A 14,815-nucleotide genomic window follows, 5' to 3' on the forward strand; every position below is an offset into this window, starting at 1 on the left:
GAGTGAAGTAGATGAAAGGGTTCAATTACAAAGATTATGATGGATTAGGGCTTGCAGAGTTAGTTAGAAAAAAAGAAGTCCAGCCGATTGAACTGCTTGAAGAGTCCATCAAAAGGATTGATACTCTAAATCCGAAAATCAATGCTGTTATAAATACGATGTATGAAAAGGCACGGGTGATGGCTGACAATGAACAAAGTGGACCGTTTTCAGGTGTACCTACGCTGTTAAAAAATATTTCACAAGAGGTGGAAGGTGAACCGATTACTGCTGGCTCGAAAGCTTTCCTTTCTTACCGGGCAAAGATAGATTCTGAATATGTACGAAGATTAAGAAAAGCTGGCGTTGTATTGGTCGGCCAGACGAACGTTCCGGAGTTTGCGTTAGTCGCTTATACCGAACCCGTTCAATACGGTCCAACCCGGAATCCATGGAATCTGAAACATACGCCTGGCGGTTCAAGTGGAGGTTCAGCAGCTGCTGTCGCCTCTGGTATGGTTCCTTTTGCCGGTGCTAATGATGGAGGTGGTTCCATTCGAATTCCGGCATCTTATTGTGGTTTGTTTGGATTAAAACCAACAAGAGGAAGAACCCCCGTCGGTCCTAACTTAGGCCGTTCCTGGCAAGGAGCGTCAGCTGAACACGTCCTAACACGAACCGTTAGAGACAGTGCTGCCATGCTGGATCAATTGCATGGTCATGAGAAAGCAGGTGCCTTTTATACTCCAAAATATAAAGGCAGTTTCCTAGATGCTTCTAGTACTCCAATTGATGGGAAGTTAAGAATTGCTTTTTCTGTTACATCGCCGATCAAAACAGAAGTTCATCCTGAATGTCGAGATGCAGTGCTTAATTCTGCAAGAATATTAGAGTCTATGGGGCACGATGTGGAAGAAGTTGATGCTCCTGTTGATGGGCTTAAGCTAGCAAAAAGTTATTTAACAATGTACTTTGGTGAAACGGCGGCTACTTTAACGTCTCTAGAAAGTATTCTTGGCCGAAAAGTGACCTACCGAGATGTAGAACCTTCTACTTGGCTGCTTGGTTTGCTAGGAAAAGCAACTTCAGCAGAAGAATTTGTACTCAGTATTAGAGAATGGGATATTGCAGCTCTCCAGATGGAGACCTTTCATGAAACTTATGATTTTTACATAACGCCTACGACGGCTTTTCCCCCGGCTATGATTGGAGAACTTCAGCCGACCGCTTCTGAACAATTTCTTATTCGTACTGTTGGTAGAACCGGTCTTGGTGGGTTATTAAAAAAGGCAGGAATCGTCGATCAGATTGCTCGAAAAAATCTTGCTAGAACTCCTTTCACTCAGTTGGCGAATCTGACTGGACAACCGGCTATGTCCGTTCCGATGCATCTTACAGAAGATGGACTACCGATAGGAGTGCAGGTCATTGCGGCAAGAGGTCACGAGAATTTGTTGCTGCAATTAGCTGGAGAGCTTGAACAATCGGAACATTGGATAGATGTGCGTCAAAATCCTTTATTTTAAATCGTCTAGCACCTGCTAGGCGATTTTTTTATTAGCGAACAAAATTTACTATCATTCACATAAGTGGCAAGTTCATGTTCATACAATAAGAGGGGTTCTTCGCTATCTTTCATTCTTAATAAACTTTAGAAGGAGGTAACATGGTGAGAACGATTCAAAAGTCAATGAACATACTCGACTTATTAAGCGATCCTTCAAAGGAAGATCTCAAGACAGCGTTGATTTCTTTAAATATAGAGCTCGAGGATGTTCAAACAGAACTTAAAATTTCAGAGAGTAAACCGTATTATAGAAAGCTGTTATATCAGAACGAAGATGTAGAATTATTGGTAATGAATTGGTCACAATTAGAGTGTGCTCCGCATGATCACGGTTTTTCTCAAGGATGGATCAAAGTGCTAAGTGGTTCTTCCGAAAATACTGTTTATGAGATTAGTGAAAATGGGTTGCCTTCTGAATTATTTACATCGACTCACACTAAAGACCAGATTTTCTACGCACCTAAAAGAGGAATCCATAAGATGAAGGCTGAAGAAAATAGCGCTCTTGTCACACTCCACCTCTATTCGCCACCCATTAGTGGTATGAAAGTATATGATCTTGAAAAATGTTCAGTGTGTATCGTCTCTGATGATTGCGGAGCATGGTGGCCAGATGAGCAGCGACAAAAGTTAAAAGAGATACAGTTGAATTCTTGAGTAACTGATACGAAGTCCAATTAAAGGAAAAGTTTAATTGGACTTTTTCTATTCACTCTTTACTCCTTTTTTCTAAGTCTTTAGCAGTATCGCTCAATTCCACCTCTTTTTCATCCTTTAACGTCCCAAACAATACATCGATAAAGGGAGTTGAAACGCCGTACCAATAGTTCTCGTTCTTATAATGATGCAAAGTATGTGTCTTCTTAATCCATCTGCCAAACCTGGTTTTCGGTTTCAGCGGCCTATGAGCCACATAATGTTTCCATTCATAGACGAAAAACATAAATAAAAGACCGATAGAAAAAGACAAGGTGTACTGAATTGCTTGTGTGAAGAAAAAAAAGAGGGTGGATAAAAGAAAGAGGCTAGGGATGCTATACCAAATTGGCAGGAATAACAACTTTAATTCATTTGGCTTTTTATGATGATCATAGTGTAATCTCTTTATTAATTTGAACAGAATTGTATTTTTAGGTGCTTTAATATGAAAGAAAAAACGATGCGTGAGATATTCGCTGAACATGTAAATCAAAATACCTAGTGGAAAGAAAAGTAGAACTGTTGTCGTAAGGTTCATCGTAAACAGAAAGCTGGTTATTAAGAAGAAAATAATTATCATAACTACTATATCAAAATGCAAGAAAAAATCTCGATATATTCCTTTACTCTTCATTGTTCTTTCCTCCATTCATCTTTTTCTTCCAAAGATTTAGACTATCTTCCATCATGGATTGCGTTATTTTTTCAGTTCCTTCAATGTCACCGATTAATATTGATTCTAACAGGGCTACGTAATACTGTTTAGATAACGATCGAGAAGAGGAATCTTCGAAGTATTGGAGTGCCATTCTGTAATAAACATCTTTAAAGCTATTCAGGATTAGGCAATAGATCGGGTTAGGAGATAATTAAGCCATTTCTTGCTGCAGATGATAATCAAAAAGAGCATATGAAGCTGGTTCATCTTTCAATTCATCCAGAGATGAAAACAAAGATATTAGTTTTACTCGGTTATATTTAACCGCATCTTTTATATATGTTGGGGTTAAAGAAACCCTAAGTTCAAGCATATACACAATAAATTCATCAGGAATTTCGTCTTGCAGTTGAAGAATGGTAACGATCGTCATTAAGTTTCCTTGTTTCCAATATTCATTTACCGTGGCTGGCATTCCCTTGTGAAAAACGATCCAGCCATCCCGCTCTAATCGCTGCAAAGCCTCTCTAATTGTTGGTCTTCCTACATTGTAAATCGATGATAAATCTCTTTCAGAAGGGATTGATTCATGAATTTCTATCTTTCCTTGTAGAATGGATTGGATGATTTGTTGGCCAATCATTTCGGAAGAACGCTTGTTCATGGTAAGTTACACCTCATTCTTATGGTAATACCAATTATTGATGTTGGTATTACCAAATATATGAATGCAGTTGAGTTTCATGACATTATTCAAAATCAATCATGATTCTAAAAACCACCTGTCCTTAGATGCAGGTGGTTTTTGTGTCTTGCCATTTACCTAGCCTGTATAAAACAGAAGGCAGTTACAAAAGCTGAGAACATCAATGATTTAGAAGGAGGGAAAGAGATGAGCCAGCAATTTTTCAAAAGAAAACGTCACGATTCCTCTTCATCAACTGAAAATTATGACCATCTTCATGTATCCTCTGATCTAAAGACGAATGTAGCAGAAATCAAGAACATTCTGGGAGAGAGTATCGATGTAAAAATCGTAGAGTTTTTAGAGATGCCTATTCCTTTTGGCATTTGTTACATCGAAGGATTGATCAACAAACAACAACTTGAATTATCCATTATTGAGCCTATAAAACGCACACAACTAGCAAATAAAACGTTACAACCGAAAGAACTTATACATCAAACAGAAGTTTCTGCAATGATAAGTCCATGTCCTCATTTCGATTTGATCATAACCCCTGTCTTAAAAGGCCAGGTCATTATTTTTGTAGATGGGATGACAGAGGCATACTCTATTCCCCTTGAAACGTGGGAGACACGCGGTGTAGAAGAACCTGAAGCACAAACAATGGTAAGAGGTCCACGTGAAGGATTTATTGAAACGCTTCAGACCAATACAACCTTGCTGAGACGCCGAATCTCAAACCCTACTTTACGCTTTAAGCCGTTTGAAGTAGGAAAAATAACGAAAACAACGATTTTAGTTTCCTATCTGGAAAGCCAGGTCGATCAAGAAGTCTTACAAGAAGTGATAAAAAGGGTATCGAATCTAAACACTGACAAAATATTCGAAAGTGGAATGCTTGAAGAATTAATCGATGAGAACGGATACTCTCCTTTTCCTACCTTTCAATCTACAGAACGACCAGATGTAGCAGCTGCAGCACTATCTGAAGGTAACGTTGTAATCATGTTCGAGGGTACACCATTTGTCCTTATCACACCAACAACCTTTATATCTTTTTTCCAAGCGGCTGAAGATTATTACCATCACTTTGATCTTTCAAGCTTTATTCGTGTGATTCGGGTTATCTCTTTCATGATATCATTAGCACTTCCGGCGGCATATATTGCTGTCACTACCTTTCATCAAGAGTTGGTTCCCACTAATCTTCTAGTAAGTTTAGCCGCTCAAAGAGAAGGTGTACCGTTTCCAGCATTCGTTGAAGCACTTGTTATGGAAACAATCTTTGAAATCTTGCGTGAAGCCGGTATTCGAATGCCCCGTCCAATTGGTTCTGCTGTTTCGATTGTAGGAGCGATTGTAATCGGTGAATCTGCTGTAGCCGCAGGACTTGTTTCCCCAGCTATCGTAATTGTCGTTTCATTGACAGCAATTTCAAGCTTCGTCTCACCTTATTATGGGTTTAGTGGTGCTGCACGTTTGCTAAGGTTCGTACTAATGATTTTAGCAGCAACAACAGGCATTTTTGGAATGATTTTTTTCATGATTGGTCTACTGATCCACCTATGTTCGCTAACGTCCATGGGAAAACCTTACTTCTCACCGTTAGCGCCGTTTCAATCGGGAAAACAAAAAGACAGCCTACTCCGTCTACCTTTATGGTGGACACAAACGAAACTGCATAGAAAATGGGTAAAAAAATCATGAGGAGATGGAATATAGTTGCTGTAATCATCTCATTCTCATTGATACTATCTGGATGTGCTGGTCGAGTAGAGCTTAACGAACTCCTAATTGTATCCTCTATTGGTGTGGACTATAAAAAGAATAAAACGATCGTTCATTTTCAAGTGGTGAATCCAGGAGGCACAGCAGGTGGGCAAGGTGGTGCACCATCAGGAGGATCTGGGGGATCGGTTTACACGTATACCGTTTCAGGTGAGACCCTTTATGATGCTGTTGAAAAAGGAAGAAACATTTTACCTCGAAAATTGCTTTTTTCACATATTACAAGTGTCATTATTGGTGAAAAATATGCAAGGACTGAAGGGTTAGCTCCATTATTTGATTTTATGGAGCGAAACCATGAAGTTCGGGATAATCTCATCATGTTTGTTGCAAAAAATTCGACTGCCAAAAATATTCTCTCTATTTATACGCCAATCTTTAAGAACCCTGGTGAATCATTAAAGAACAGAGTGCGCTTAGCTGCCACCTCTACTGGTATATCAGATGGAATTAAGGAGAAAGATGTCGTTCGTTGGCGATATGGTGAATTTAGGGATCCGGTCATTCAAGGCGTAGAAATTGTTCAGATAAATGATAGTCAAAGCGAAACATCCAATTTAGAAAATATAAATGCAAATGATAAAACTTATCGAATTACTGGACTGGCTGTCTTCAACAAAGAAAAAATGGTGACCTGGTTGAACAATGATCAAACGAGAGGTTGGTCTATTATCAATCAAAGAGTAAAGGATATCTTTATTTTGAGTCACAAATGTGATAGTCAAAAAGGTAACGTAGGATTTATGGTAAAAGACGTTGACTCGAAAACAAATGTACATTATACAAATGGAAAATTGAAATATGTAGTAAATGTAAAAGGGAAAGCCATTCTACAAGAAGTGACATGTGCAGTCGATGTTGGTGATCCAAGGACCCTTATTGAGATGGAAAAACGAGTAAATGAGGAGCTAGCACGTCATATAAAAAGCACGGTGAAAAAGGCACAGAAAGAAAAGACGGATGTTTTTGGATTAGGGAAGTTACTTTATAATAAGCATCCTGAAGTCTGGAAGAAATACAAAGAAAATTGGAAAGAAGAGTTTTCCGATGTGGAACTAGAAACAAATGTATCCATAAAACTTGAATCTGTAGGAGCGAGGGTGGAAACCATTCATGAGCAAAAATAAACCCTATCGTATTACACTTACAACTTTTTGGATCTTCTCAATGTTGAATTTGGCAACATTCCTCTCCAATAGACACTGGCTTCCTTTTTCAAAATGGATCAATGCTATATATTCACCACTATATAAACTGATGTTTGGAGGATAAACATGAACCATACTATAAATCGATGGCAGCTTGTTTTAATCGTAATCAGTTTTATAATGGGTAGTTCCTTGCTAATGGCACCTAATTTAACCGCCTTTTTCTCTGCTCAGGATGCATGGATTTCTATGTTATTTGCGGTAATAATCGGTTTGACCTTAAACATAATTTGGATATTGATTCTGAAACGGTACCAGTTTCGCTCTATTTTTCGTATCACTGAAGTAGCTGGAGGTAAGGTAGTTGGGACGATATTAAATATTATCATCATCTTTTATGCTCTACATTTAGCTTCCTATGTGGTTAGAAACCTTAGTAACTTTATGATCTCAAATGTTATACCAGAGTCAAGTCCATGGACTTTTCAGATTATGATTATTCTACTTGCAGCATATTCCTGCTTTTATGGGTTGAATAACATTGGTCGTGTAAATGAGTTTTTAACGCCTTTTATGATTCTCTTTTTCATTTGTTCGTTAGCCCTGACTACGAATCAGTTCAGATTTTCACACTTGCAGCCTTTTTTCGAACAAGGGATGTTAAAAATCTCACAAGGTGCATATACGACGACTGGATTTCCATTCATCGAGATCATTCTTTTAGGAAGTGTTCTCACATATGTGAAAAACAAAGAAAAACTCTCCAAAAACTATCTGGGAGGAATCTTGTTTGGAGGATTAGCTCTTATCTTAACCGTATTTATTGCTGTAGGTGTTGAAGGAGCTTATATGGTTAAACGGCAAAGTTATCCTACTTATGAGTTGATGAGAGATATTTCAATCATCAATATTTTTGAGAGAGTAGAGGTCATCATTGGTGTTGTATGGATATTTGGAATTCTTGTTAAGATTGTCATTTGTCTATTTACAGCACTAAAGGGATTACAACATCTATCTAAGTTTCCGAACTATCATCCCTTTTTACTTCCAGCCGGATTATTAATATGGGCGTTGAGTAACCATAACCACTCAAATGCAATGGAATTTACAGATTTTGTAGGGAGAAATTGGACATTATGGTGGTTTACTTTATATCTGATCTTACTTGTTGTGTTAGGTATAGGTATTTTGCGAAAGAAGGATAAGAATATGGATCAGGATGCAGATGATTCCACTCAATAGTATTTTCTATAATAGTGAGAGAGCGCAAGTAACGGCCAGATTTTATCATAACTATGGTAATGGATATAAAAAGCGCCAGGTAAGCCGGCTCCTGTTGGATAGCTGGCTTCTTTCTTTTTAGTTAGCAACCAATTAACAGCTTTTTTCATACTGAGATTAGGCTGGTCCGAGATAGCCGTTAATGTGTTAAGCGCCCAAGCTGTTTGAGAGTGTGTACTTTTGTTTAGGCTAACATACATTCTCTTCGTATCACTCTCACAAGACTCGCCCCAACCTCCATCTTCATTTTGAATCGATAGCAACCAGTTTTTCGCTTTTTGAATTTCTTTATCATTTTTGTGAACGCCACAGGCGATTAGACCTGTAACGGCAGCCCATGTCCCATAAATATAACAAACTCCCCATCGTCCATACCATGAACCATCTAATTCTTGATTGGCTCGTAGCCAGTTCACACCTTTTGTTATTGAGAGATGATCTTGATTCAAGCCATGGTAATTTCCTAAGAACTCTAAAGTCCTGCCTGTAATATCCGGAGTGGACGGGTCAACTAGAGCGTCTTTTGCGTGCTTTATGGGTAGGCTTCCGATTAAATACCGATTTGTATTCTTTTCAAAGGCTGCCCATCCGCCATCATCGTTCTGCATAGATAGAAGCCATCCAAGCCCTTTTTCATAGCTTGAATAATAAGAAGAGTGGGTACGACAGTATTGCGCAGTGGTACGGAGTGACACTTGAGTATCATCTAGATCTGGGTGCTGCGTATTACCTATAGAAAAGCCCCAGCCTCCTGGGATTGCATCAGGATTATGAACAGACCAATCACCATATTTATTCTGCTGTTGTGTAAGTAGAAATCTTGCTCCTTTTAATACGTGTGCGTTTGTATGTGGAACACCCGCTTCAAGCAATGTATAAAGCATGAGAGACGTATCCCATGTAGTGGATGGTGAATTCTGCAGATGCAACGTATCATCTACCTCACAAAACATATTCATCAACCCGTTCAGAGCGTTTTGAATAACCGGTGATGATGTATCAAATCCTTCTGAAAGCAGACCGTACACCATGAAAATAGTGGTTAACCCATAACTAAGAAGTGTTCCATCAGGTTCGATATGGTTTTGAATGTATGAAAGTATATTTTCTTTCTTCGTCTTCATGTATGATTCTCTAATGTTCAACAAGGAGAACAGATTTATCCAATCTTCAATGTTGGAACCTTGATCTGATTTTCCTAATGATACTGATAGATCAGGTGTGTAGCTTGAAGTTAGTTTCTTTTTACCTTCAATCATTAACAGAACAGGAGCAAAGTGGGCTCTAGCATAGCTGCTGATATCATAACGGTTAATGGGAGAAGTAAGAGGCAGTGAAAAGAGAATGGCTGGATCGATTGGTAGCTCTGGCCAGTGATATAAACCGTTCATAGCTAAAAAGACTTTTGTTAAAAGGTCAGCATTTTTTAATCCACCATTATTTATAATGAATTGTTTGGCGTTTTGAAGTGATTCTTCAGTGTGTGGAGGGAGCTTTGAATACAAAAGAGCTGTATAGGCTTGGATCGTAGCTGACAAATTCGCCGGTTCCTCATCAGGATATATACGCCATAAGCCATCGTGAGACTGTTTGGAAAGGATTCGATCGGTTATCCTTTTAATAAGGTTTTCATTTTTGTAGTCTATGGTTCGTAATAAAATGAGCATATACGCATCTGTGATCACAGAATTCTCAAAACAAAAACGCCAAGTTCCATCCGTTTTTTGGAGGGAAAGAAGCTCATTACACCGTTTATAAATTTCAGATTCAATTTCATTAAAATTAAAATTCAAATTCCTCACCGCACTTTATCCATAGTGCTTACAGTGTATGTCGTATATAGGTTATCCTATGAACAGGTAAGTGCAATCACTGTTCTTTTTTGAATTATCACGATAAAATCTTTTTATGAATTGAGTTTTTGTTTTTAGGAGGAATTAGTTTGAATAATAAACAGCTTGCAACATTCGCAGGGGGTTGCTTTTGGTGTATGGTCAAACCGTTCGATGAGCTACCTGGCATTCATGGTATCGTATCTGGTTACACAGGTGGAGAACTTAACAACCCAACCTATGAACAGATTAAAACAGGTGAGACCGGGCATCGTGAAGCGGTTCAAATCACATTTGATCCGGAGGTTTTTCCGTATCAAAAATTGTTAGATCTGTATTGGCCGCAAATTGATCCAACGGATGATGAAGGACAGTTTATCGACCGAGGAACACAATATAGAACGGCGATCTTTTATCATACGGAAGAACAAAGAGAACTTGCCGAACAATCTTTAAAGAATTTAGAAGAAAGCGGAAAGTTTAAAAAGCCGATCGTAACAGAAATTTTACCAGCAAGCGTGTTTTATGAAGCTGAAGAATATCATCAAGATTTTTATAAGAAAAACCCAAAAGCATATAAAGAAGAGCGCGAAACTTCAGGCAGAGACACTTTCATTGAGCAGAATTGGAAATAAGAGGACTGTAATATTATTATGTAAACTTATAAAAGAGACTTTTTTGAAAGTCTCTTTTTTGAGATACACAAACAAGAACATTTGAGTAGATAATTATATTTTCTCAAGAAACCATATCAATGCTTGCTTAGCATCCTCAGGAGACATACCGATTGATACATTTTTCAATGCGGCTCGCAATAGGGAAGAAAGGAGTACCTCTATTCCTGGTATATCTTCATTCATTATTTCATTAAAGAGTACAGCAAAAAGATCTTGATTTAAGCTAACGTCAGGTTCGCTTAAAAGTGTACATACATTTAACTTAACAGCCGCGTTAAATCCGATAATCATAGAAGATTTAAGAGATGATAATGAATCTTCATGAACCTCAGCAGCAGCCTCCATTCTGCTTGTTATTCTTCGTTCTATTTCTTCCCGTACAACTTTATACAATTCTAACTTGTTACTAAAGTGATGATAAAGAGCTCCTGTTGTTACACCTGTGGTTTTGGCTAACTGTTGGACATTTACTTTTTCATATCCTTGAGTACCAAATGCTTTAATAGCTTCCTGTAATATTTTTTCTCTCGCTGATCCTGGAATTGGTATATTTGATTTCATGTGGTTATTTTACCATGTTGACAAGATAACGTAAATGAATTACGATTTACGTAAATCATTTATGTGTAAAAATATGGAATTGGAGGAATGTTTATATGAAACTAGTTTTTCATTCTCAACCAGTTAAAGATTTGAATAAAGCGGTCATTTTTTATAGGGATAAATTAGGCATGGACGAGGCATGGAGAGAAGGAGATCATACTGTATCGTTTAAGACAAACACTGAAACTCAGATTCTTTTAGAAGATGATGAATTCGAACGTGAATTTGGCCCTGGAAGTGTGTTCTTAGTAGATAGTGTGGATGAATACTTCAAAGAAAACCAAAACTCTCTTCGCTTTGTTAAAGAACCATGTGATATCCCGCCGGGACGATATGCTATTTTCACAGATGATTCAGGAAATCCGATTAGAATTATTGATATGTCAAAACGATAAAAACACGTTGTTAATTCAGGAAGTGTTTACTCAACATCCATAGGAGAATGTAGTTTATCGTCATGGATATCTATATACAGTTTATTGTTGCTAGTAAGTAGTGCATAAACTACACTTTCAATTGTAAGATTACGTTTCTTGAGTTCCGAGAACAGCCATTCTTTAGAGATGTTATTCTCTTTTAAGTTGTTCAGTAGAATCTCACCATCCATCATCAACTCGATGGGGAGCTTCACTTCTTCTTTAAAGATATGTAAGTCTTTACGGGTGACAGCAAGGTGCGCTTCTTTTTTCTTTACAGAGAGAAGTCCGTTATTCTCAACGAGTGCGTAGTCTACATCGTCTATGGAGAAAATATCTTTTTGCCTAAGTTGCTGATTTAAATAATCAAGGGTGTAACGCATTTTCCTCATATTATGCTCTAATATTTTTCCGTTCTCAATAACGACAGTAGGATCTCCTGCTACGTATTTGCGAGCTCTTTTACTCTTTAAGGAAAGAAATGCAGAAAGATAGATCAGAAGAACAAAGATGAAGAACACGAGAAAGATATAACGCGCTTTTACTTCTAAGGCAAATGCTAAGTTTGCAGTGACAGAACCAAGCGTGACGACAGCGATAAAATCAAAGATCGTCATTCTTGAAACGGTTTGTTTGCCTAAAATACGAGCAGCAAAAAATATAGAAAAAAAGGCAATGATAGATCGAATAATTACATCAACATAAGGATTCAAGTAGGTCACATCCCTGAAACAACAATTTAAATACTACCTTATCTTTTTATCCAACTTATTGTGATTTAAGTCGATTTAATTGTTAAGAGTTATAAAAAAAAAACGCACAGAATCATTCCTGTGCGTTTTCTTGCTTACTTCTTGTTCTTTTTATACTGATTCAATACATGAACCATACCTTCTTCAATAAGTTCATTCGCTGGTTTATCAAGTTTTTTAGCTAATATCTTAATTTCAGTGTATAACGAATGGCTTAAAGTAGTATTCACATTTTTTCGATCGTGGTTCTTTGTTCTTATCTCGCTTGAATACATGTGCATACCTCCAACAGGAGACTTCTTAATCTTCTTGATTCAGTCTATCATAATTCAGAGGTGGTAAGACTATTTTCTTTGTCTAGCTGCATACGGATAGATTGGGTCTTTTAAGTGAAATTCATAGGTTTCACCATCAACGATACCCACAACTTTTTCGCTATCATATAAATTCAGCAAAAAATCCGCCATCTCTTTACTTGTATGAAATTTAGGAACTGTTCCTTCATACTGAAACTCGTCGAGATCCATGGAACGCTTTGCAAATTCTGTTTCCGTAGCAGCTGGAGCTAACACTTTTGCTTGCATGGCTTGTCCTTTACTCTTTAATTCTTGTGCGAGTCCTTCTGTAAAGGCACTCACATAAAATTTGGATGCACAATACGTTACGGCGTCTGCAACAATCGTGTAGCCTCCGCCAGAAGATATGTTGATAAGCTGTGTTCCTTCAACCTCAGCATAATCTCTAACAAAAAGAGAAGAAAGAACGGTTAATGCTTCAATATTTAAATGAATCATAGTTTCAATTTTATCTAAATTTTGCTCTCCAACTGAAGCGAAGTTCCCAAAGCCCGCATTGTTAATCCAAGTTTCAATCTCATAATCCTTAAGACTTTCGTAGAAATCATGTACTTTCGCGGTTATTGATAGATCAACTGTGTAAACAACAACGTCAAGATCTGGATACATAGACAATACGTTTGCTCTAAGTTGCTCTAATTCTTCTTTTCTCCGAGCTGCAATAATTAAATTCTTACCTCTAGCAGCAAATGCAAGTGCCGTTTCGTATCCAATTCCAGAGCTCGCTCCCGTAATTACTGTGTATTTCATTAAAATCACTCCTCAAATTTATTCATTTGATAATTCCTCTTGTGTTTTATTATACTGATTAGAGTAAACTCTAAGTCAAGAAACTAGATATCAGTTGGAGTGATAGACATGTATACCATTGGAGAAGTTGCTAAACTCCTTAACATTAGTACACATACTCTGCGATTTTATGAAAAAGAAAAGATTATTTCACCAGAGCGAACAGTTCGTGGTGATCGACGTTACTCTGAATACCATGTTCAATGGCTGCGTTTTGTTATCAAACTTAAAGAAACGAAAATGCCGCTTGCTCAGATTCAGGAATATGCTTCTTTATTTTTACAGGGTGATCAAACTACTCATAAGAGGTTGAACTTATTAAAAAATCACCAAGATCATGTTCAAAACCAGATAAAAGTATTAATGGAAATTGATAATATGTTGCGTAAAAAGATATCAGCATATGAAGAATATCTTCGTAAGCAAGATTTCAACTAAACATAAGGAGGTGCTACTTACATGACACAGAAACGGATTAGAGATTTCGGGGTGAAGATTGGTAAGATAGAAACCGGGGCTTTTAACTCAATTACAGATGTCGAAGGAGTTACAGTAGGGCATGTAACGCTAAGCGAAGGAGCTATGCAAACAGGGGTTACTAGCATCATTCCTCATGACGAAAATACATTTATGGACAAACTTATCGCTTCGAGTCATGTGATCAATGGATTCGGGAAAACGATGGGAACCATTCAGATGAAAGAACTAGGGGTGTTAGAAACTCCTATCATACTGACTAACACGTTGAGTATAGGAACCGCCGCAGATGCCTTAATTCAATATATGTTAGATAAGAATCCTGAGATTGGCCAGACAACAGGTACAGTAAACCCTATCGTTGGTGAATGTAATGACATGTTTTTGAATGATGTAAGAGCACAATTTGTAAAAAGAGATCATGTCGTAAAAGCTATAGAAAATGCCGGAAAGGAAGTAAAGGAAGGTAGTGTTGGAGCAGGAACGGGAATGCTTTGCTATTCCTTAAAAGGTGGAATCGGTACGTCTTCAAGATGTTTTTCAATCGACAATGAAACGTTTACGATTGGAGTACTTGTATTGTCAAACTTCGGCATATTAAGCGACCTGCTGATAAACGGTAGAGCTATCGGACAAGAATTAAAGGAAGCTTTACTAAAATCGTGGGAAGAAAAGGACAAAGGATCTGTCATGATTATCGTAGCTACAGATCTACCCGTTTCTGAAAGACAACTGAACAGAATTATTAAGAGATCTGTGACAGGTTTGTCAAGAACGGGTTCGATTATTACGCACGGCAGCGGGGAAGTGGTGATTGGTTTTTCGACAGCAACTAAGATTCCTCATAATAAACCGAATCAGATTACTATGATTCCAACGATACATGAAGAAGATATGGATCTAGCATTTCGTGCTGTTGGAGAAGCTGTAGAAGAAGCAGTGTTAAACTCGCTAGTAACAACTACACATGTCAAAGGTCGAGACGGGAATGAACGGCCAGCGTTCAAAGATCTTCTAGAAGAATTCGATATACAATTATCGGAATGATAATTAAAGCTTACAACGCACAATACATAAAGAAATCCCTATCGAAGATCATTCGATA

At 37.7% G+C, this 14,815-nt stretch carries 15 protein-coding genes and 1 pseudogene; 9 read left to right on the forward strand and 7 right to left on the reverse strand.

Annotation, left to right across the window (positions count from 1 at the left end; all coding sequences use genetic code 11):
• The first annotated feature begins 11 nt into the window (after positions 1-11).
• Both IHV12_RS11625 and IHV12_RS11630 read left to right on the forward strand, forming a co-directional pair.
• Entirely contained in the window at positions 12-1,505 is a 1,494-nt protein-coding gene (locus tag IHV12_RS11625) for an amidase (RefSeq protein ID WP_197190983.1), read from the forward strand.
• 140 nt (positions 1,506-1,645) lie between these two features.
• Positions 1,646-2,203 (forward strand): cysteine dioxygenase, encoded by a 558-nt coding sequence (locus IHV12_RS11630; protein WP_197128000.1) that lies wholly within the window; start codon positions 1,646-1,648, stop codon positions 2,201-2,203.
• A 52-nt stretch (positions 2,204-2,255) separates the two neighbouring features.
• Here the strand turns inward: IHV12_RS11630 and IHV12_RS11635 are convergent, their stop codons facing one another.
• Both IHV12_RS11635 and IHV12_RS22660 read right to left on the reverse strand, forming a co-directional pair.
• On the reverse strand, positions 2,256-2,879 hold the full coding sequence (locus IHV12_RS11635; protein ID WP_231618145.1) for a sterol desaturase family protein: 624 nt from the start codon (positions 2,877-2,879) through the stop codon (positions 2,256-2,258).
• A pseudogene (locus IHV12_RS22660) lies at positions 2,869-3,567 on the reverse strand (GntR family transcriptional regulator). The gene IHV12_RS11635 and the pseudogene IHV12_RS22660 overlap by 11 nt, the downstream one beginning before the upstream one ends.
• A 228-nt stretch (positions 3,568-3,795) precedes the next feature.
• Here IHV12_RS22660 and IHV12_RS11650 point away from each other — a divergent pair.
• The 3 genes from IHV12_RS11650 to IHV12_RS11660 all read left to right on the forward strand — a co-directional run bounded on the left by IHV12_RS11650 (position 3,796) and on the right by IHV12_RS11660 (position 7,769).
• Positions 3,796-5,298 (forward strand): spore germination protein, encoded by a 1,503-nt coding sequence (locus tag IHV12_RS11650; protein ID WP_197190985.1) that lies wholly within the window; start codon positions 3,796-3,798, stop codon positions 5,296-5,298.
• Positions 5,295-6,506: a Ger(x)C family spore germination protein gene (locus IHV12_RS11655; protein WP_197190986.1), complete on the forward strand. Its 1,212-nt coding sequence runs from the start codon at positions 5,295-5,297 to the stop codon at positions 6,504-6,506. The genes IHV12_RS11650 and IHV12_RS11655 overlap by 4 nt, the downstream gene beginning before the upstream one ends.
• 147 nt (positions 6,507-6,653) lie before the next feature.
• Positions 6,654-7,769, forward strand: coding sequence for a GerAB/ArcD/ProY family transporter (locus IHV12_RS11660; RefSeq protein WP_197190987.1), 1,116 nt, complete (start codon positions 6,654-6,656; stop codon positions 7,767-7,769).
• Here IHV12_RS11660 and IHV12_RS11665 read toward each other — a convergent pair.
• On the reverse strand, positions 7,763-9,601 hold the full coding sequence (locus tag IHV12_RS11665; RefSeq protein WP_197190988.1) for a terpene cyclase/mutase family protein: 1,839 nt from the start codon (positions 9,599-9,601) through the stop codon (positions 7,763-7,765). The two genes, IHV12_RS11660 and IHV12_RS11665, sit on opposite strands and share 7 nt — an antisense overlap.
• A 149-nt stretch (positions 9,602-9,750) precedes the next feature.
• Here IHV12_RS11665 and msrA point away from each other — a divergent pair, with 149 nt between their 5' ends.
• Positions 9,751-10,275 carry a peptide-methionine (S)-S-oxide reductase MsrA gene (gene msrA, locus IHV12_RS11670; protein WP_197190989.1) on the forward strand — a complete coding sequence of 175 codons (525 nt, stop codon included), beginning with the start codon at positions 9,751-9,753 and terminating at the stop codon, positions 10,273-10,275.
• Between the two features lie 93 nt (positions 10,276-10,368).
• On the opposite strand, the gene IHV12_RS11675 is transcribed toward msrA, so the two are convergent.
• Positions 10,369-10,878: a TetR/AcrR family transcriptional regulator gene (locus IHV12_RS11675; protein ID WP_197190990.1), complete on the reverse strand. Its 510-nt coding sequence runs from the start codon at positions 10,876-10,878 to the stop codon at positions 10,369-10,371.
• A gap of 95 nt (positions 10,879-10,973) precedes the next feature.
• On the opposite strand from IHV12_RS11675, the gene IHV12_RS11680 reads away from it, so the two are divergent.
• Positions 10,974-11,315 carry a VOC family protein gene (locus IHV12_RS11680; RefSeq protein WP_197190991.1) on the forward strand — a complete coding sequence of 114 codons (342 nt, stop codon included), beginning with the start codon at positions 10,974-10,976 and terminating at the stop codon, positions 11,313-11,315.
• 26 nt (positions 11,316-11,341) lie between these two features.
• Here the strand turns inward: IHV12_RS11680 and IHV12_RS11685 are convergent, their stop codons facing one another.
• The 3 genes from IHV12_RS11685 to IHV12_RS11695 all read right to left on the reverse strand — a co-directional run bounded on the left by IHV12_RS11685 (position 11,342) and on the right by IHV12_RS11695 (position 13,194).
• On the reverse strand, positions 11,342-12,049 hold the full coding sequence (locus IHV12_RS11685) for a DUF421 domain-containing protein (protein ID WP_197190992.1): 708 nt from the start codon (positions 12,047-12,049) through the stop codon (positions 11,342-11,344).
• A gap of 134 nt (positions 12,050-12,183) precedes the next feature.
• Positions 12,184-12,363, reverse strand: a complete 180-nt coding sequence (locus IHV12_RS11690; RefSeq protein WP_197190993.1) for a hypothetical protein — start codon at positions 12,361-12,363, stop codon at positions 12,184-12,186.
• A gap of 69 nt (positions 12,364-12,432) precedes the next feature.
• Entirely contained in the window at positions 12,433-13,194 is a 762-nt protein-coding gene (locus IHV12_RS11695; RefSeq protein WP_197190994.1) for an SDR family NAD(P)-dependent oxidoreductase, read from the reverse strand.
• 108 nt (positions 13,195-13,302) lie between these two features.
• Between IHV12_RS11695 and IHV12_RS11700 the strand changes: the two genes are divergently transcribed.
• Both IHV12_RS11700 and IHV12_RS11705 read left to right on the forward strand, forming a co-directional pair.
• Complete coding sequence (locus IHV12_RS11700; RefSeq protein ID WP_197190995.1) at positions 13,303-13,671, forward strand: MerR family transcriptional regulator; 369 nt, start codon at positions 13,303-13,305, stop codon at positions 13,669-13,671.
• Between the two features lie 21 nt (positions 13,672-13,692).
• Positions 13,693-14,757, forward strand: a complete 1,065-nt coding sequence (locus IHV12_RS11705; protein ID WP_197190996.1) for a P1 family peptidase — start codon at positions 13,693-13,695, stop codon at positions 14,755-14,757.
• Positions 14,758-14,815 lie beyond the last annotated feature (58 nt).

Source organism: Fictibacillus sp. 7GRE50 (genome assembly GCF_015903875.1).
Taxonomy (GTDB): domain Bacteria; phylum Bacillota; class Bacilli; order Bacillales; family Fictibacillaceae; genus Fictibacillus; species Fictibacillus phosphorivorans.